We start from the raw sequence: 17,746 nt of genomic DNA on the forward strand, positions 1-17,746 counted from the left end.
CGTGGCGCCTCAGGCGGCCGTCGCCGTCCAGATCTGCAGCATTCGGTAGACCATCACCCCCACAGAGAGGCAGACCACCCCCAGGATGACGGTGCTCCAGCGGCTGCGCTCGATCAACGCCCAGAACCCGGCGGCCAGCGGAAGCAGCAGCGCACTGATCAGGTAGGTGTAGAACTCGAGCAGGCTGCCGGTCGGTTGATTGCCGACCGCCGGCGCGATCAGGGCGACGACAAGTTGCACGATGAGCAGGAGTTCGACCAGGGCGACAGCACCCAGAGTGAGGTCGTTCGGCTTGCGTCCCAGGAGGCCGAGCACGAGGCAGAGCACGCCTCCGAGCACCGCCACCGTCAGTTGCAGATAGGTGAACCACTCGATCATGAGGCGAGGTCCGGGGTGGATGCCGCGGTGTCCGTCACGCCGGCCGGCTCATCCGGCTCATCGGGCTCATCCGGCTCATCGGGCTCATCCGGCGGGAAATTCACCAGCGTCTTTCCCTGACTCCCCCGGCGCGTGACCAGGCCGACGAGTCGACCGCCCGGCGCGACCGCCGCGATCGGGGAATCCGCCGCGATCTCGCTGACGGAGGTGCCGGTCAGGTCGATGCGCTTGCCGTGACCGAGATCGACGGCCTGTTCGGGCGACAGGTCCAGTCGTGGAAAGAGCAGGGTCGCCGCATCGGTCGGGCCGATCAGCACCGAGGGGATGTCGAGCTCGTCGAGCGTCTGGGCGGCGTCGATCCCGAACGGGCCGATGCGCGTGCGGCGCAGGCTCGTGAGGTGACCACCGACCCCGAGCGCCTCCCCCAAGTCGCGGGCGAGGGCACGAATGTAGGTGCCGGAGGAACACACGACACGCACCTCGAGGTCGAGATAGCCGTCGGTCTCGGTGCTGGAGAGCAGTTCGAACTCGCTGACGGTGACCGGGCGTTTCGGCAACTGCACATCTTCACCGGCGCGCACGCGAGCGTAGGCGCGTTTGCCGTCGACCTTGATCGCGCTGACCGAACTCGGTGCCTGCTCGATAGCCCCGGTCAGGGCGGCGATGCCGGCTGTCACGGCATCCGCCTCGATCGCCGCCACGCTGGCGGGGGCCGCAGAAACGAGAATCTCGCCCTCGGCGTCATCGGTCGTCGTCGACGCCCCGAGGCGGATGGTGGCGAGGTATTCCTTGTCGAGGCCGACCACGAAGGTGAGCAGGCGCGTCGAGCTGTTGATGCCCAGGATGAGTAGTCCGGTTGCCATCGGGTCGAGCGTTCCGGCGTGGCCGACCTTGCGCGTGCCGGCGAGGCGGCGGGTGCGGGCGACGGCGTCGTGGCTGGTCCAGCCCTGGGTCTTGTCGATCAGGACCAGGCCGCTTGCGATGGCGCTCATGCATCTTCTTTCTGTGCTGCGGTGACGTCGATCACCAAATCAAGTTTGCTCTGGAAGGCGCAGGCCAAGATCTCCCTGGTCGCCGGATCATCGTCGATCGCATCGGGCATCTGCAGAGCGAGCAGCGTGTTCATCAGCATGCCGTCGGCCAGAAAGACCCGCACGTAGTCCGGCGCGAACCCGGCTTCGTCACGCAGAATCCGATAGGTGGCGAGAAACCCCTCCCGGGCGCGCGGTCCGATGACCGGGTCATGTCCGCTGATGAAGCCCTGCATGAGTGAGAGCAGGATGCCGCGATCTTCGATCAGGTCGACATAGGCGGCGCCAAGCCGCGCACTCAGCCCCTCGGGCGGCACGCCATCAACGGGCGGAAAGTCGGCGATCGCCGCGCGGAAGGCGAAGGCCAGCTTGATCTGGGCGCGCTCGAGCACCTCGAGGAACAGGTTCTCCTTGGTGCCGAACATCCGCACGACATAGGGCTGGGAGATGCCGGCCGCGCGGGCGATCTGGTCGGTCGTCGCGCCGGCGTAGCCGCGTTCTCCGAACACACGGCTGGCGGCGGCAAGGATTTGCTCCCGGCGCAGGGCGGCCGGAATTCGCTCGGTTGTCGTCTCACTCACACTTGACATGTTATCAGTCGATTACTAACGTGTCTCTTTGTAATCATTCAATTACCACCGAAAGGCCTTCCCGTGGCTTCCACCTCCGCCCGCCGCGTTCCCGTCTGGCTCGCGATCATCGCCGCGTCGCTGCCGATGTTCATGGCGACACTCGACAACCTGGTCGTCACCGGCGCGCTGCCCGTGATCAGTCGCGACCTCTCCGCATCCATCGAAGAGTTGCAGTGGGTCATCAACGCCTACTCGCTCAGTTTTGCCACGTTCATGCTGATGGCCGTCGCCCTCGGCGACCGATTCGGCCGGCGCACCGTCTTCTTAGTGGGCATCACCGTCTTCACCGCCGCCTCGATACTCGCGGCGCTGAGCCACGAAACCTGGATGCTCATTGCCTCACGGGCGCTGCAAGGCGTCGGCGCCGCGGCGCTCATGCCTCTCTCGCTCACCCTGCTGGTCGGGTCGGTCAGCGCCAAGCTTCGGCCGGCTGCGATCGGGATCTGGGGTGGCATCTCTGGTCTCGGTGTGGCCCTCGGCCCGCTGATCGGCGGCGCAGTGATCGAGGGCTGGAACTGGCAGGCGATCTTCTGGCTCAACGTTCCGGTCGGAATCATCTCGGTCCCTCTGGTACTGCTTGCGCTGCCCAATAGTTTCGGGGCCAAACTGCGCGCCGACGTGATCGGTCTTGTTCTGGCGGGCCTCGGTGTATTCGGTCTCGTCTACGGAATCGTGCGCGGCAATGACGCCGGCTGGGGCAGCGCGGAAGTGATCGGCACCCTGGGCGGCGGCGTGATTCTTCTCGTGCTCTTCGTTCTCTGGGAGACGAAGGCAGCAGCACCGCTGCTTCCCCTTCGGTTGTTTCGCGACCGCAGCTTCACCGTCACCAACCTTGTCGGTCTCGGGTTCAGCTTCGGCATCTTCGGCGCGGTGTTCATCCTGATTCAGTTCCTGCAGATCGTGCAGGGGCACACCCCGCTTGAGGCCGGTCTGATGACGATGCCGTGGACTCTCGCCCCGATGATCGTCGCTCCCCTCACTGGCCTGCTCAGCCCGCGCACGGGAACACGACTGCCGATCGTGGTCGGCCTTGTCTTCTTGGCGGTGGCGATGTTCTGGCTTGCCTCGACGATGTCCCCGACCGTTGCCTACGGCGAGATGGTTCCGGCGTTCTTGCTCGCCGGCGTCGGAATGGGTTTTGTCTTCGCACCGAGTTCCACCGCAGTACTCGCCAACATGGCCCCAGCCGATCATGCGAAGGCGTCTGGCACGAACTCCACGCTCCGGGAAATCGGCGTCGCGCTCGGTGTGGCCGTGTTGACCGCAGTCTTCACCGGAGCCGGTGGCCAGCTCACTCCGACGGGCTACGTGAACGCCGCCATCCCGGCGATCATGGTCGGCGCCGGCGTGCTCGGACTGACCGCTCTGATCGCCCTCGCACTTCCGTCGAAGCGCGCCGCCAGGGCGAACGCTCGGCTGGCGGCTCAGCCCGTGGAGTCCACGGTCCCCGCCGACCTCGTGTCCTCGGGGGCGTAGCGGCACCGACCGGAGCTGTCTGGCCAAGCGGAGTCCGGGATCTAGGCTGGAGCCATGCGAATCGCAGTCATCGGAGCCGGTGCCCTGGGCGGAACCTTTACCGCTTTGCTCACTCAGGCCGGGCATGACGTGACGGTCACCGCGCGCGGCGCGGGGCTGGCGGCGATTCAGGCCGACGGCATCCGGCTGAGCGGTGGTTTCGGCACGGTTCACGCCCTGCCGACCCCGCTCGAACGGCTGACCGAGTCGCCCGAGTTGACGCTGGTCTGCACGAAGGCGCAGGATGCCGAGGCAGCGATCGCCGACAACGCCGCTTTCATCGATGGTGGGGCCGTCATCGTCGTGCAGAACGGCCTCGACGGGGTGAAGACCGCCGGGCGGCTGCTCCCTCGTTCCGAGTGTTTCGGAGCTCTCTCGATCATCGCCGCGAACTACACCGAACCCGGCCGCGTGCGGGTCACCACGGCGGCACCGACGTATCTCGGCCGCGGCTCCGGCCCGGTCGATGCGGCTACCCGGCGGTGGCAGGCAGTGCTGAACGAGGCCGTGCCAACCGTTGCCCAGCCTGACTTCGTCGGCGCCCAGTGGACCAAGCTCGTCGTGAACATGCTCAACGCCCTCCCGGCGATCACCGGGCTGAGCGTGCAGGCCGTCGTCGACGATCCGCAGCTTCGCCGCGTGATGACCGAGAGCATGCGCGAGGCCGTACAGGTCGGGGTGGGCCGCGGGGTGCGATTCGGCGCGTTCCAGGCTCTCGGGGATGCCCAGCTGCGCGCGTTCCGGCATCTGCCGCTCGCGCTCGGGCAGATCCTTCCGCTTCAGATGCGTCGGCGGATGGGGTCGGTCCCGAACCTCGGCTCCACGCTGCAGAGCGTCACTCGCGGTCAGTTGACTGAGATCGATTTCTTGAACGGTGCTGTCGTGCGGGAGGGGCGAATCGCCGGCGTGCCGACCCCGGTGAACGAGTTGCTCACGGCACTCGTACACGAGGTCGAGGAGTCGGTGAGCTTTCTGACGCCGGCCGCGGTGCTGAACCGGTACGGCGCACTCACGGCGCGCTCACGGCGCTGACCGCCTAACAGCTATCGAGAAACAGCCTCCGCGGCAGCAGAGGATCCGAGTTGTCGATCAAGGCCGAGACGACTCCGCGCGGGTTCGCCTCCTCGAGGTAGAGGCGGTCTGCTTCGTTTTCCGGCTCACTGTCGATACGGATGCTGTACGCCCAGAGACCGTGCAGCTCACGCCTGTTGATGAACTCGCCGTCGATGATCAGCACTGCGTCGACGGGAGCCGTCAACCAGGTCGGCTCGATCCAGGTGTCCCGGTCCGGATCCCACTGGGCCGTCACGAAACCGGTCGCGACGCCCATCCGGAACGGGTCGATCAGCGCGCGCCGCAGCGTTTGATAGTCGTAGGCGTGCCGATAGTGGCGTTCCGGCGACGGCGGGCCGAAGGCATCCTGCGCGGCGCGTGAGCGCTGAAAGTAGCGCAGCGACGCTCGAAAGACCGGATGCTCCCGCTCGTCGAAGACGGCGGCCAGATCATCGGCGAAGGCCGTGCGCCCCGACGCCTCATTCCCGCCGACCGCGACGATCTGTCTGCCACGCCCATAGTTGTGCAGAATCTCGGTGGTCAGCGAGCGCAGGAACTCGATCCGAGGCGTGGCGACTAGCTTCATGAATCGAGCTTAGGTTAGAGGGGATGAACGAAACACTCCCCCGGCCCGATCTCGCCCCATCGATCACCGCGTGGTTTCACGAGAACGCTCGGGATCTGCCCTGGCGGCGCGACGGCTTCACCGCCTGGGGCACCCTTGTCAGCGAGTTCATGCTGCAACAGACGCCTGTCGCCCGGGTGATTCCGCGGCTCGAGGAGTGGCTGACCCGCTGGCCGACTCCCGCCGCTCTCGCCGCCGTTCCGGCCAGCGAGGCGGTGCGGGCCTGGGCCTCGCTCGGGTACCCGCGCCGCGCGCTTTGGCTGCATGCTGCGGCGGTGCAGATCACGGAACGCCACGGTGGCGAAGTGCCCGACGACGTCGACGAGCTGCTCGCTCTCACCGGGATCGGCGATTACACCGCGCGAGCGGTGGCCGCGTTCGCCTATGGTCACCGGCATCCGGTCGTCGACACCAACACCCGCCGGGTGATCGCCCGCGCCGTCGCCGGCCAGGGCGAGCCCGCGCCGCCGAGCCGCGGACGTGATCTGGAGGCGATGAGTGCTCTGCTTCCCAACGATCGACGTGAGGCCGCCGCGTTCAATGCGGCGATCATGGAACTCGGCGCCATCGTCTGCACGGCCAAGAGCCCGCGCTGCGACGTGTGCCCGATCAAGGACGCCTGCGCCTGGCGGGCGTCCGGCTACCCGGTTTACGACGGGCCGAAGAAGGCCGTGCAGAAGAAGTACGAAGGCAGCGACCGGCAAGTGCGCGGCCTGATCATGGCCGAACTCCGGTCGACGCACCGCCCGGTCACCGCTTCGGAGATCGAGACGCTCTGGCCGGATGCCGCCCAGCGCGACCGCGCACTGGCCGGACTACTCGCCGACGGGCTCGCCGTCGCGGCCCCGGGCCCGACCGGCGGGTATCTGCTGCCCGACTGATTCGCAGTCTGCCTGTCCACTGTGCGGCACCTCTCGCGATTCCTCAATTGTCGGAGGCCTCGGGTCGGAGGGTGCGGGAGTCACTGGGGGCTGAGAACCGACCGATTCTCTAGCCACCCGGCGATCTCGTCAGCGGGGATCGGCCGCGACATGTAATAACCCTGCCCCTGGTCGCAACCGAACAGGACCAAGTCGTCATAGGCATCCGTCGTCTCGACGCCCTCGGCGACCACATCCATATTGAGGCTGTGGGCGAGGTCGATCGTGGACGACACCAGAGCCGCCGCCCTGCTGTCCACAGTCATCGGGGTGATGAAGCTGCGGTCAAGCTTGAGCTCGTCGATGGGTAGGTCGCGAAGGTAGGCCAAAGAGCTGTAGCCCGTGCCGAAATCATCGATGGCGATTCGGAAGCCGTGGTTCCGCAGTTCGGTCAGAATCGTGCGAGCCTGGGCCACATTTCTGATGATGTAGTCCTCGGTGATCTCCAGTATGAGAGCCGAGGTCGGCAACCCGCGAGACGCCACCATGTCGGCGATGCGTTGGGGAACGCCCTCGTCGACCAGCGAGCTGGCCGACAGGTTGACGGCGACGGAAAACAGTTGGCCCCCGGCGTGCCACTTCACGGTCTGGTCCAACGCCTGCTCCAAGACGACTCGCGTGAGATCTCGCATCAAGCCCGCTTCTTCGACGAGGCCCAGGAAGGCATCGGGAAACAACAGCCCCCGGTACGGATGATTCCAGCGCACCAGGGCTTCAAACCCCGTGACTGTGCCCGAGTCCAGGTTGATTTTGGGCTGGTAGTGCACCACGAGTTCGTCGGAGGCGAGGGCGTGCCGGAGTTCTTCAAGCGTGCGCAGGCGTTCATCACTGTGATCGCCGTCGGACGCGCCGAAGACGTGATGTCCCGTGCGGGCCGTTTTCGCCTTGTACATGGCGAGGTCAGCCTTGCGGAGCAAGACGTTCAGGTTGTCGCCGTGCTCGGGAAAAATGGCGACGCCGATGCTGGCACCGGACTGCACATCGATTCCCTCGAGAGAATACGGTTCAGAGATGACGGCACGGAGCTCCGCGGCTACCTTCACCGCATCGTCGGCGTTGGCACCGGGAAGCAGCACGGCGAACTCGTCGCCGCCGAGACGGGCCAGCAGACCATGACGATGCGGACCGCGGTGCCGGAGCGGCTGGCGTCTGTGCATCTGATGCTTGAGGCGCAGGCCGACCTCGACAAGCATCCGGTCTCCGACATCGTGGCCGAGGCTGTCGTTGATCAGCTTGAAACCATCGAGATCAAGCAGAAGGAGCGCACTGGGCTGCGTGGGCGCATCGGCCAGCCGCAGGGGCACGTCAGCATAGAAGGCACGGCGGTTTGACAGCCCGGTCAGCTCATCGGTTCGCGCCTGACGGTGCAGGAACAGTTGCCTGAGTCCCAGCGGTGCCGTAGCAACCGCCAGAGTTGCTCCGGCCAGCACAATCGCCAGCGTGCTGATCTGACTACTGCTGCTCACGAGCAAAATGGCCAGCGCCGCGATCATCGATGCAATGGGAATGGCCAGTGCTGCCGTGCCGAACCCCGCGGATCGTATTCTGGGTGCGGCATCCACTGAACGCGTGATCCACCAGGCGATCAGCGCCAAGCCGACCGCCCAGCCCAGGTCGACCATCGAGCCCTGTACATACTCGAAGTCGCTCAGCCCGTAGATCACGTCTGAAACGGTGAACAGGATGAGGCCGCTGGCGAGAAGCGTCCAGTTCACGCCCGAATTGCGACCCTCAGCGACGCCGATTCCTGCGATCGCTGCAATGACGACGATGTCGATAACCGGGTATGTGATTTCGATCGCCGTCGACAACGAGAACGAGTTGTGAAAGGCTTCATTGATCCTCGGGCCGAAGAAGACAGCCAGAACGGATGCGGCGCCCAAAGACCCCACGATGCTGTCAAGCAGCACCGTCCACGTCAGTCCACGCACCCGGAGCCGGATCAGAGTGACCAGCGCGGCGACCATGAAAAAACTGAACGAAAGAAATCCGATATCGGCCGGCGACGGCACCGGCACAGAATCGGCACCGTCCAGGGCCTGAACATAGTAGATCTGACCGCCGACCCAGCCCGTCACCGCGAGTGCGGCAAAGAGCAGTTCCGGTTGCCGGGACCGCGCTCTCCAGCCGGCAATCAGGGCAACGCCCGCCGTTGTTCCGAGCGCCAGATTGGCCAGCCACATGTCGACGACGACGTCGAAGCCTTCGCCGTGCACCAGCCGACCGGCCACATACACGCTCACCAACAGGGCCATGATGCACACTGGCCAGAACGTCAGCCCTGTGCGATCCGAAGTACCCTCGGAGGCTGGCAAAAGATCGCCCAAGCAGAAACCTCCTCATTACTTACTCCTGACGGAACACTATCGGTTGACAGCTCCATTCAGCCGCCGCGACTCCTCCCCAATTCGGGCCTGCCGCTCCGAGTGCCCCCCGTTCCCAGCGGCGCAAAGAGTGGCGTTCTAGGCTGAGGCCATGCCGAAATCTGTGCTGCATGTTCACGCGAAGACGGCCACCGACGAGTTGGCGCTGGCCTTGGCTGCATTGCCCGAGCGGTTCGGATTGGAACGCGGCTTCCCTGACGCGGCAAACGCTGAGGCGCAGACGGCCATCGCCACGCTGCAGCTCCCCCCGACCGATCTGACTCACCTGCATTTTGTGACGATCGATCCGGCTGGTTCGACCGACCTCGACCAGGCCATGCACATTGAAGCCCAGGACGACGGCTATCGCGTGTTCTACGCCATCGCGGATGTCCCCGCTTTCGTTGTTCCCGGCGGAGCGCTTGACGCAGAGGCTCGCCACCGCGGCCAGACGATCTATGCTCCCGACGCGCGCATCCCTCTGCATCCCGCGGCGATCAGCGAGGGAGCCGCCTCACTTCTCGCCGGGCAGGTGCGCGCTGCGTTCGTGTGGGAGCTGCTGCTCGATGTCTCCGGTGACGTCGTGTCTGCGAGCGTGATGCGTGCCCGAATCCAGAGCCGCCAACAGTTCAGTTACGAAGAGGCCCAAGCCGCGGTGGACGCGGGGAAACCAGTCGAGACCCTGCGACTGCTGAAGGCCGTCGGAACCGCGCGCATCGACCTGGAACGACAGCGTGGCGGGGCGAGCCTCAACATCCCGGGCGTCGAGATCGAATCGGATGGCGACGGCTATCGTCTCGTGCGACGCAGCCCTCTACCGATCGAGGATTGGAACGCACAGATCTCCTTGATGACCGGCATGGCCGCCGCCGAGCTGATGCTCGGTGCCCGGGTCGGATTGCTGCGCACGATGCCGCCGCCGGAACCCGCCACCGTGGCGGGCTTTCGGCGGCAGACCACTGCACTCGGGCATCCGTGGCCCGAAGAGATGCCCTACGGAGAGTATCTGCGCACGCTTGACCTCACTGAACCGCGCGAGTTGGCGATCATGCACGCGGCGGGCTCTCTTTTTCGTGGGGCCGGTTACACCGCATTCGACGGTGCGGCTCCCGCCAACACGATGCAAGCGGCCGTTGCCGCGCCCTACGCGCATGTCACCGCGCCGCTGCGCCGTCTTGTCGACAGATTCACCCTGGTGATCTGCGCGGCGCTCTGCGCCGATGAACCGGTGCCGCTGTGGGCGCGGGATGCTCTGACCGAGTTGCCTGCTCTGATGGCCTCGTCGGACCAGAAAGAATCGGCACTCGGCCGAGCCGCCATCGACGCCGTTGAAGCCGCGGTGCTCAGCCCGCGAATCGGCGAGGTTTTCAGCGCCACCGTCATCTCGGCCGGCAACGGCGGAAGCGGTCGGATCCAGCTCACCGACCCCGCCGTCACCGCACGCTGCACCGGTGACCTGCGTGCCGGCGAGGTGATTCCCGTGCGCCTGGTCGAGGCGACCATCGCCACAGGAATCGTCTCGTTTGAGGCGGTTGCGACTGAGTCGGTGGCTACTCAGGCCGCTTCTGCATCGCCGGCCGGGCCGGCTCATTCGGGCCGTTCCAAATAGTCACGATCCCCCACGCAACCGCCGCGATCGGCACCGACAGCACCGCTCCGACAATGCCGCCGACAATCGTGCCGATGGTCAGGGCGAGCAGAATCACCAAGGCGTGAAGCTTGAGCGATCGGGCCATCACCACCGGCTGCAAGAAGTTACCCTCAAGCTGGTTGACCGCGACCACGACGATGATCACGATCAGCGCAACGCCCGGACCGTTCGCCACGAGGGCGACGAGGGCGGCGAGGATGCCGGCCACTGTCGCCCCGACCAGCGGAATGAACGAGCTGAGAAAGACGATAACGGCCAAGGGCAAGGCCAACGGAACCTGCAAGATCGCCAGCGCCAGGCCGATTCCGATGGCATCGACGGCGGCGACCGTCGCCGTACCGCGCACGTAGCCACCGAGAGTCGACACCGTCTTGTCGCCGATACGACGGGCCCGTGCGTAGTGGGTCCCCTCGAAGGGGCGCAGCAGGAACTCCCAGATGCGTGGTCCGTCTTTCAAGAAGAAGAAGAGCACGACGACCATGAGCACGAGTCCGGTGACGAAGCCCGTCGCCGCCGAGACGCCGGCCAGCGCGCCGCTGCCGAACTGGCTGCTCGTCAGAAAGTCGACGACCGCCTTTTGTGCGCCGGCGAACTGCTCATCGCTGAGCGCGAACGGCAGGTGGGCCAGCGCATCCTGCAGCTGAGCGATTCCGTCTTTCGCCGACGCGAACAGCTCCCCCCACTGGTTGCGCACCGCGTTGACGATCAGCCAGCCGATGCCGCCCAGCACGGTGATGAGCCCGACCAGGGCCAGCCAGGTGGCCAGGATGTCGGGCACCCCTCGAGAACGCATCCACCGCATCAACGGATTGATCGCGGCGGCCAGAATCAAGGCGATCACAACCGGGATGACGACCAGGCTGAGCCTGGTCATTCCGAAGACGAGCACGCTCACGACAATCAGCACAGCGATGATCTGGATGCTGCGCGTCGCGATGCGCCCGAAACCGTCGGTCCACTGTGTCCTCGCCGGCGGCACGATCTGCTGCGGCCCGTCCTGGACGTTCTGCTGCTTCACGATCTGCTGCGAGTCGGACGGCGCGGTCTGCACCACGATCGGTCGGCGGTCAAACAATCCCATGGGAGCCCCTCATCATGTCGACGAACGTCGAGACGTCTAGCCAAGCCCAGTTCTGCCTGGCTGAGTGCGCTCCACGCCGACACTCACCATTTCGACAGGTGGGGTCGTGTCGCCAGGCCAGAGGTACGAACGAAGAAGCCGGTGCACCGACCATTGGTCGATGCACCGGCTCTTCTCGAAACGAGAGGTCTCGAAACTAGTTCGGGGCGTTCTCGTCGGATGTGACGGCTTCAGACGTGACTGCTTCAGACGCGACGGCGTCGGGTGCAGCATCGTCGAAGTCGTCTTCGTCGTCTTCCTCTGCATCGAAGTCACGCGGCTTCGCGTACGGGTCGGCGTCGCCGGCGTACGTGGCGGTCTCAGCAAGCTGACCCACCTCGGTGTCGCGTTCGTGCGCGGTGCGCAGCAGGTCTTCGATGAGCTTCGCGTTCTCGGGGATGCCGTCGGCGATGAACTCGATCGACGGGGTGAGCCGAGCAGTGATGTTCTTACCCACCTCGCTGCGCATCATTCCGGTCGCGGCCTTCAACGCCAGGGCGCTGTCGGCACGTTCCTCGTCGGAACCGTAAACCGTGTAGAAGATCGATGCGTGCTGCAGGTCGCCGGTCACCTTGACATCCGTGATCGTCACGAAGCCGAGGCGCGGATCGCGGATGCCGCGCTCGAGGCGCTTGGCCACGATGACCTTGATGCGGTCTGCCATTTTTCTGGCGCGTGCCGGATCTGTCATTGCTCTTCTCCTTCTCTAAGCCGACCAAGCCCGTCGAAGCCACCTTCCCGACAAGCGGGGAGGGGCCTCGACGGGCGAGGTCAACAGGGTGCTGAGGTCAACGGCTGCCGACCTCGGCATGCGTGATTAGACGCGGGGCTTCTCTTTGAGCTCGATGGTCTCGATCTCGTCGCCGATCTGAATGTCGTTGAACTTGCCGAGGCCGATTCCACATTCGAAGTCGGTACGAACTTCGGTGACGTCATCCTTGAAACGACGCAGCGACTCGATGGCCAGGTTGTCGCCCACGACGATGCCGTCGCGGATAACACGAGCCTTGGCGTTTCGGGTGATCGTGCCGGAGCGAACGATAACACCGGCAACGTTTCCGAACTTGGAGGAGCTGAAGACCTCGCGGATCTCGGCAACACCACTCTGAACCTCTTCGTACTCGGGCTTGAGCATTCCCTTGAGGGAGTTCTCAATGTCCTCGAGTGCCGAGTAGATGACCGAGTAGAAGCGCACGTCGACGCCTTCACGAGCCGCACGTTCGCGCGCCTTCGTGTCGGGACGCACGTTGAAGCCGATGATGATGGCGTTGTCGACGGTGGCGAGGTTGACGTCGCTCTCCGTGACAGCACCGACACCGCGGTGGATGATGCGCAGCTGAACCGAGTCATCGACCTCGATCTTGAGCAGCGACTCTTCCAGGGCCTCAACGGCACCGGAAACGTCACCCTTGATGATGAGGTTGAGCGACTCGACCTTGCCCTCTTCGAGTGCACGGGTGAAGTCTTCGAGCGAGATGCGCTTCCGAGTACGGGCCAGCAGGGCGTTGCGCTCTGCAGCTTCGCGCTTCTCAGCGATCTGACGGGCGGTGCGGTCTTCCTCGATGACGAGGAAGGTGTCACCGGCGCGGGGAACGCTGGAGAGACCCTGAACCTGAACCGGACGTGACGGAGTTGCTTCGAGTACGGCGACACCGTTCTCGTCGGCCATGGCACGAACGCGGCCGTAAGCCGTTCCCGCAACGATGGCGTCTCCGACGCGCAGCGTTCCCGACTGGATGAGCACGGTAGCAACCGCACCGCGACCCTTGTCGAGCTTGGCCTCGATGGCCACACCGCGTGCATCCTTATCCGGGTTGGCCCGCATGTCGAGGCCGGCGTCTGCGGTGAGCAGAACGGCGTCGAGGAGCTCCTGGATACCGATGTTGTTGCGCGCCGACACGTCGACGAACATGACGTCTCCACCGTATTCTTCGGCGACGAGGCCGAATTCGGTGAGCTGCTGACGTACCTTGCCCGGGTTGGCGTCGGGCTTGTCAATCTTGTTGACCGCGACAACGATCGGCACGTTTGCAGCCTGAGCGTGGTTCAACGCTTCAATGGTCTGCGGCATGATGCCGTCGTCAGCTGCGACAACGAGGATCGCGATGTCAGTCACCTGAGCACCACGTGCACGCATGGCGGTGAACGCCTCGTGACCCGGGGTGTCAATGAAGGTGATCGGACGTTCGATGCCCTCGTGCTCGGCAACGACCTGGTACGCACCGATGTGCTGCGTGATGCCGCCGGCTTCGCCTTCGACAACCTTCGAGTTGCGGATGGCGTCGAGCAGGCGGGTCTTACCGTGGTCAACGTGACCCATGACGGTGACGACCGGCGGGCGCGGCTTGAGTTCGTCATCGGTCTCTTCGGCGAGTTCTTCGTCGATGTCGATGCCGAACGTGAGCAGCAGCTCGCGGTCTTCGTCCTCAGGCGAAACCATCTGGATCTTGTAACCCAGTTCTTCACCCAGGATGTCGAAGGTCGCCTCGTCGAGGGACTCCGTCGCCGTTGCCATCTCACCGAGGTGGAACAGCACGGTGACGAGGTTTCCGGGGCTCGCGTCAATCTTGTCGGCGAAGTCGGTGATCGAGGCGCCGCGGCGCAGACGAACAACGGTTCCACCGTCGCCGCGAGGTACGCTCACGCCACCCAGCGACGGAGCTTCGCGCAGTTCGAATTCTGCTCTCTTCGTACGCTTCGACTTGCGTGCCTTGCTCTTGCCGCCACCGCGACCGAATGCACCAGCGGTTCCACCGCCGGGACCACGGCCACGGCCGCCGCCGCCAGCTCCACCAGCCGGGCGCGGCGGGCCGAAGCCCGGAGCGCCGGCGGGTGCACCGGGACGTGCGAAGCCAGGACGGGCGCCGCCTGCGGCACCGGCGGGACCGCCGGGACGCTGGAAGCCACCGGGACGCTGACCGAAACCGGTCGGGCGCTGACCCTGGCCGGGGCCGCCCGGGCGGGGTGCGCCGGGGCGCGGAGCCGCCGGACGCGGAATGTTGCTGGGGGTCGGCACCGAGCCGGCCGGGCGCTGGCCCATGCCCTGCGCGCTGGCGAACGGGTTGTTGCCCGGACGCGGTGCGGCGGGACGCTGGCCCATGCCCTGGTTGCTGGCGAACGGGTTGTTACCCGGACGAGCAGCCGGCGGCTTCGGGATGCTTCCGCCCGGCTTCACAGCGGATGCCGCCGTGCCGTCGGTCGGAGCGGCGGGAGCAGCGGAGGCCGGAGCCTCGGCAGCAGCAGCCTTGTCGGCCGCAGCGGCCTTCTCGGCAGCAGCAGCCTTCTCGGCAGCCTGGGTCTGACGCTCGGCCACCGTCAACGGTGCGGCGGGAACCGGTGCGGCATCTGCAGCGGGAGCCGCAACAGGTGCTTCAACCGGAGCTGCCGGAGCTGCAGGTGCAGCCGGGCCGGGGGTCGGGCGTGAGGCACCCGGCTTGGCCGGGGTGCCGGGGCGCGGCGCAGCGGCCGCGGGGGTCGGGGTGGCGCTGGGGGCAGCCGCGGCGGGCGCGGAACCGATCAGGCCGTCAGCCTCGAGGGCGGCGCGCAGGCGCCGTGCAACGGGGGGTTCAACACTGGAGGACGGTCCCTTGACGAACTCGCCCATTTCCTTCAATTTTGCAAGGGCAATCTTGCTGTCGACACCGAGTTCGCTTGCGATCTCGTGTACGCGTGGTTTTGCAGCCACAATTCTCCTGTTCCGGGCCTGCACCCGGAAAGGGGCAGACCGTTAGTAACGGACGGGTCTCATTTCGAGCCGCTCATTAGTTATCCATTAGCCAATTCAGCCTGTTCTCTAGTTGTGTCGCGTCCAGGGGGCGCGATACGCGAAGGGCACGTCCGAAAGCGTTGCGCCTGACCGCAGCCTGGAAGCACGCGATCGTCGGATGCAGCCACGCACCTCTCCCAGGAAGGGTGGCGGTTTCATCCACCACAAGTTCTGAATCCCGGGCTACAACCCTCAGAAGAGAGGACCGCGAGGCGCGCGAACGGCAGCCGATGCACGTTCTAACGGAGTCCATCGTACCCCCTATTCGGCATCCTCCAGAATGCTGTCAGGCTGGATGTCAATTTTCGCTCCGGTCAACTTGGCTGCGAGGCGGGCGTTCTGGCCCTCCTTGCCGATCGCCAGCGAAAGCTGGTAATCCGGCACGAGTGCCCGAACTGCCTTGATCGATTCGTCGATGACGTACGCGCTGGTCACCTTGGCCGGCGACAATGCGCTGGCCACGAAGGTCGCGAGGTCGGCCGAGAAGTCGACGATGTCGATCTTCTCGTTGTTGAGCTCGGCGGTGACGGCGCGAACGCGCTGTCCCAGCTCACCAATGCAGGCACCCTTGGCGTTGACGCCGGGCTCGGTTGCGCGCACGGCGATCTTGGTGCGGTGGCCTGCTTCACGGGCGAGCGACACGATCTCGACGACTCCGCTGGCAATTTCCGGCACCTCGAGTGCGAAGAGCTTGCGCACGAGCGACGGGTGGGTGCGCGAGACCGTGATCTGCGGACCCTTCATGCCCTTGGCGACGCTCGTCACGAAAACGCGGATGCGCTTGCCGTGCTCGTAGCTCTCGCCGGGAACCTGCTCTTCGGGAGGCAGGATCGCCTCGATGGTGCCGAGGTCGACGTGAATCATCCGCGGGTTCGGGCCCTGCTGGATGACGCCGGCGATGATGTCGCCTTCGCGACCCTTGAACTCTCCGAGTACAGCGTCGTCGGCCAGGTCGCGCAGACGCTGGTTGATGACCTGCTTGGCCGCGAATGCCGCGATCCGCCCGAAGTCGCTCGGGTTGTCAACGGCCTCGCCGATGACGTTTCCTTCTTCATCGTGCTCTGGCACGAAAATGTCCACATGGCCGGTCTTGCGGTCGAGTACGACACGCGCTCCGGGCTCTTCTTCTGCCGCCTGCTTCGTGTGCTCACCCGGGTGGATGTGCTTGAGGTAGGCAGTCAGAATGGCTTGCTCAATGATGTGCACGAGTTCCTCAAAGGGAATTTCTTTCTCGCGCTCCATCTGACGCAGCACACTGAGGTCGATATCCATGGCCGGCCTCCTCTATTCAAATTGTGCCGCCGCGAAACTGCGCAGCGGGCTCACCTCTAACGGTACCTGACTCTGCGGGCTCTCGTCACACGTTCGCCGCGACCGACGCGACCGACCCGGCAGCGTTCGTGGCAGCATCCGCTCGCGGCGATTGCTCGACGTATGCCGGGAACGGCGTGTTGCAACACGTCAGTACAATCAATAAAGTGATATCACTTTACTTGACGATGAGCGGAGCACGATGAGCATCCTGAGCGACACCCCCACGGTCGAAGCTGTCCCCGTCGGTCACGACGGCGTTCGCGTGGAGATCGAGGAACGTCGCGCCGCGTCGGTGCCGGGCGGCGTTGGCCTTCTCGCCGCGGTCGCCTCACTCGTGATCGGGATCGGAATCATCATCGCCGGCTCCGCCTCGGGCCTCGTGCTGGTCGTCGGCCTTCTGTTCATCGCGATGTTCGCGGTGCTGTTGTCGTCCCTGGTCATCGTGCAGCCGGGGCAGACCAAGGTGGTGCAGTTCTTCGGGCGTTACGTCGGAACCGTGCGCCGCCCCGGGATGTCGATGGTCGTGCCGTTCTCGAACCGCCACAACGTGAGTGTTCGGGTGCGCAACTTCGAGACGAATCGCCTCAAGGTGAACGACGCCGACGGCAGCCCCGTCGAGATCGCCGCAATCGTGGTCTGGCAGGTGGCCGACACCTCGAAGGCCACCTATGCCGTCGACAACTATGTGGACTTCGTCTCGGTCCAGGCCGAGTCCGCCCTGCGGCACACGGCGACCACCCATCCGTATGACGGTTCCGAGAGCGGCGGAACGTCGCTTCGCGGTTCGACCGACCAGGTCGCCAATGAACTTGCCCACGAGGTGGCCGAGCGAATCTCACTCGCCGGAGTCGAAATCATCGAGGTACGCATCAGTCACCTCGCCTACGCGGCGGAGGTCGCTCAGGCGATGCTGCGTCGCCAGCAGGCGAACGCGGTCGTCGCCGCGCGCACCCGAATCGTCGAGGGAGCCGTCGGCATGGTCGAACTGGCGCTGACGAAACTGAGCGAAGGCAACATCGTCGAGCTGGACGACGAGCGCAAAGCGGCAATGGTGAGCAATCTCATGGTCGTGCTCTGCAGTGACCAGCCGGCCTCCCCCATCGTGAACACCGGGAGCCTGTACACGCCGTGACCCGAGAGCGTAAGCAACTACTGCTGCGCATCGACCCGGCACTCCACGACGCGCTGGCCCGATGGGCGGCCGATGACCTCCACAGTCTCAACGCCCAGATCGAAATGATCTTGCGGCAGGCGCTCGTGAAGGCGGGCCGTGCGCCCGCGAACCTGCCCCCGCCGCCGCCGCGCGGCCGCCCCAGAAAGGACCAGCCGGAGGAGTCGCAGGGCTAAGCCCTTCTGCGAGATGGACTGAGCTCCCGTT

General features: G+C 65.4%; 16 protein-coding genes. 6 read left to right on the forward strand and 10 right to left on the reverse strand.

Going from position 1 to position 17,746, the window contains the following annotated elements:
- Window positions 1–9: 9 nt before the first annotated feature.
- From AB4Y63_RS11430 to AB4Y63_RS11440, 3 genes are read right to left on the reverse strand one after another with little or no spacing between them, the layout of a single operon-like run.
- The gene (locus AB4Y63_RS11430) at window positions 10–378 is read right to left on the reverse strand and encodes a hypothetical protein (RefSeq protein ID WP_441791166.1); all 369 of its coding nucleotides are present in this window, start codon (window positions 376–378) and stop codon (window positions 10–12) included.
- Entirely contained in the window at window positions 375–1,370 is a 996-nt protein-coding gene (truB, locus tag AB4Y63_RS11435; RefSeq protein ID WP_441791167.1) for a tRNA pseudouridine(55) synthase TruB, read from the reverse strand. The genes AB4Y63_RS11430 and truB overlap by 4 nt, the downstream gene beginning before the upstream one ends.
- Entirely contained in the window at window positions 1,367–1,990 is a 624-nt protein-coding gene (locus tag AB4Y63_RS11440; RefSeq protein ID WP_441791168.1) for a TetR/AcrR family transcriptional regulator, read from the reverse strand. The genes truB and AB4Y63_RS11440 overlap by 4 nt, the downstream gene beginning before the upstream one ends.
- 72 nt (window positions 1,991–2,062) lie before the next feature.
- Here AB4Y63_RS11440 and AB4Y63_RS11445 point away from each other — a divergent pair, with 72 nt between their 5' ends.
- Both AB4Y63_RS11445 and AB4Y63_RS11450 read left to right on the forward strand, forming a co-directional pair.
- Window positions 2,063–3,517, forward strand: a complete 1,455-nt coding sequence (locus AB4Y63_RS11445; protein ID WP_441791169.1) for a DHA2 family efflux MFS transporter permease subunit — start codon at window positions 2,063–2,065, stop codon at window positions 3,515–3,517.
- A gap of 54 nt (window positions 3,518–3,571) precedes the next feature.
- Window positions 3,572–4,588: a ketopantoate reductase family protein gene (locus tag AB4Y63_RS11450; protein WP_441791170.1), complete on the forward strand. Its 1,017-nt coding sequence runs from the start codon at window positions 3,572–3,574 to the stop codon at window positions 4,586–4,588.
- Between the two features lie 4 nt (window positions 4,589–4,592).
- Here AB4Y63_RS11450 and AB4Y63_RS11455 read toward each other — a convergent pair whose 3' ends face one another.
- A complete protein-coding gene (locus AB4Y63_RS11455; RefSeq protein WP_441791171.1) occupies window positions 4,593–5,195 on the reverse strand; it encodes a hypothetical protein in 603 nt (200 codons plus the stop codon).
- A gap of 23 nt (window positions 5,196–5,218) precedes the next feature.
- On the opposite strand from AB4Y63_RS11455, the gene AB4Y63_RS11460 reads away from it, so the two are divergent.
- The gene (locus AB4Y63_RS11460) at window positions 5,219–6,115 is read left to right on the forward strand and encodes an A/G-specific adenine glycosylase (protein WP_441791172.1); all 897 of its coding nucleotides are present in this window, start codon (window positions 5,219–5,221) and stop codon (window positions 6,113–6,115) included.
- Between the two features lie 80 nt (window positions 6,116–6,195).
- On the opposite strand, the gene AB4Y63_RS11465 is transcribed toward AB4Y63_RS11460, so the two are convergent.
- Entirely contained in the window at window positions 6,196–8,409 is a 2,214-nt protein-coding gene (locus tag AB4Y63_RS11465; RefSeq protein ID WP_441791173.1) for a putative bifunctional diguanylate cyclase/phosphodiesterase, read from the reverse strand.
- A gap of 220 nt (window positions 8,410–8,629) precedes the next feature.
- Here AB4Y63_RS11465 and AB4Y63_RS11470 point away from each other — a divergent pair, with 220 nt between their 5' ends.
- Entirely contained in the window at window positions 8,630–10,126 is a 1,497-nt protein-coding gene (locus AB4Y63_RS11470; protein ID WP_441791174.1) for an RNB domain-containing ribonuclease, read from the forward strand.
- On the opposite strand, the gene AB4Y63_RS11475 is transcribed toward AB4Y63_RS11470, so the two are convergent.
- From AB4Y63_RS11475 to nusA, 5 genes are all read right to left on the reverse strand, one after another.
- The gene (locus tag AB4Y63_RS11475; protein WP_441791175.1) at window positions 10,068–11,249 is read right to left on the reverse strand and encodes an AI-2E family transporter; all 1,182 of its coding nucleotides are present in this window, start codon (window positions 11,247–11,249) and stop codon (window positions 10,068–10,070) included. The genes AB4Y63_RS11470 and AB4Y63_RS11475 overlap by 59 nt on opposite strands.
- Before the next feature lie 196 nt (window positions 11,250–11,445).
- Window positions 11,446–11,979, reverse strand: coding sequence for a 30S ribosome-binding factor RbfA (gene rbfA / locus AB4Y63_RS11480; RefSeq protein WP_441791176.1), 534 nt, complete (start codon window positions 11,977–11,979; stop codon window positions 11,446–11,448).
- Between the two features lie 126 nt (window positions 11,980–12,105).
- Complete coding sequence (gene infB, locus AB4Y63_RS11485; RefSeq protein WP_441791177.1) at window positions 12,106–14,973, reverse strand: translation initiation factor IF-2; 2,868 nt, start codon at window positions 14,971–14,973, stop codon at window positions 12,106–12,108.
- Between the two features lie 76 nt (window positions 14,974–15,049).
- Complete coding sequence (locus AB4Y63_RS11490) at window positions 15,050–15,307, reverse strand: YlxR family protein (RefSeq protein WP_441791178.1); 258 nt, start codon at window positions 15,305–15,307, stop codon at window positions 15,050–15,052.
- 8 nt (window positions 15,308–15,315) lie between these two features.
- Entirely contained in the window at window positions 15,316–16,326 is a 1,011-nt protein-coding gene (gene nusA, locus AB4Y63_RS11495; protein ID WP_441791179.1) for a transcription termination factor NusA, read from the reverse strand.
- A 241-nt stretch (window positions 16,327–16,567) separates the two neighbouring features.
- On the opposite strand from nusA, the gene AB4Y63_RS11500 reads away from it, so the two are divergent.
- Window positions 16,568–17,500, forward strand: coding sequence for an SPFH domain-containing protein (locus AB4Y63_RS11500; protein ID WP_441791180.1), 933 nt, complete (start codon window positions 16,568–16,570; stop codon window positions 17,498–17,500).
- Window positions 17,497–17,715 (forward strand): toxin-antitoxin system HicB family antitoxin, encoded by a 219-nt coding sequence (locus tag AB4Y63_RS11505; protein ID WP_441791181.1) that lies wholly within the window; start codon window positions 17,497–17,499, stop codon window positions 17,713–17,715. Before AB4Y63_RS11500 ends, AB4Y63_RS11505 begins: the two co-directional genes overlap by 4 nt.
- The last annotated feature ends 31 nt before the right edge of the window (window positions 17,716–17,746 follow it).

The sequence above is a fragment of the Leifsonia sp. YAF41 genome, assembly GCF_052113185.1.
In the GTDB taxonomy this organism is placed as follows: domain Bacteria; phylum Actinomycetota; class Actinomycetes; order Actinomycetales; family Microbacteriaceae; genus Cryobacterium.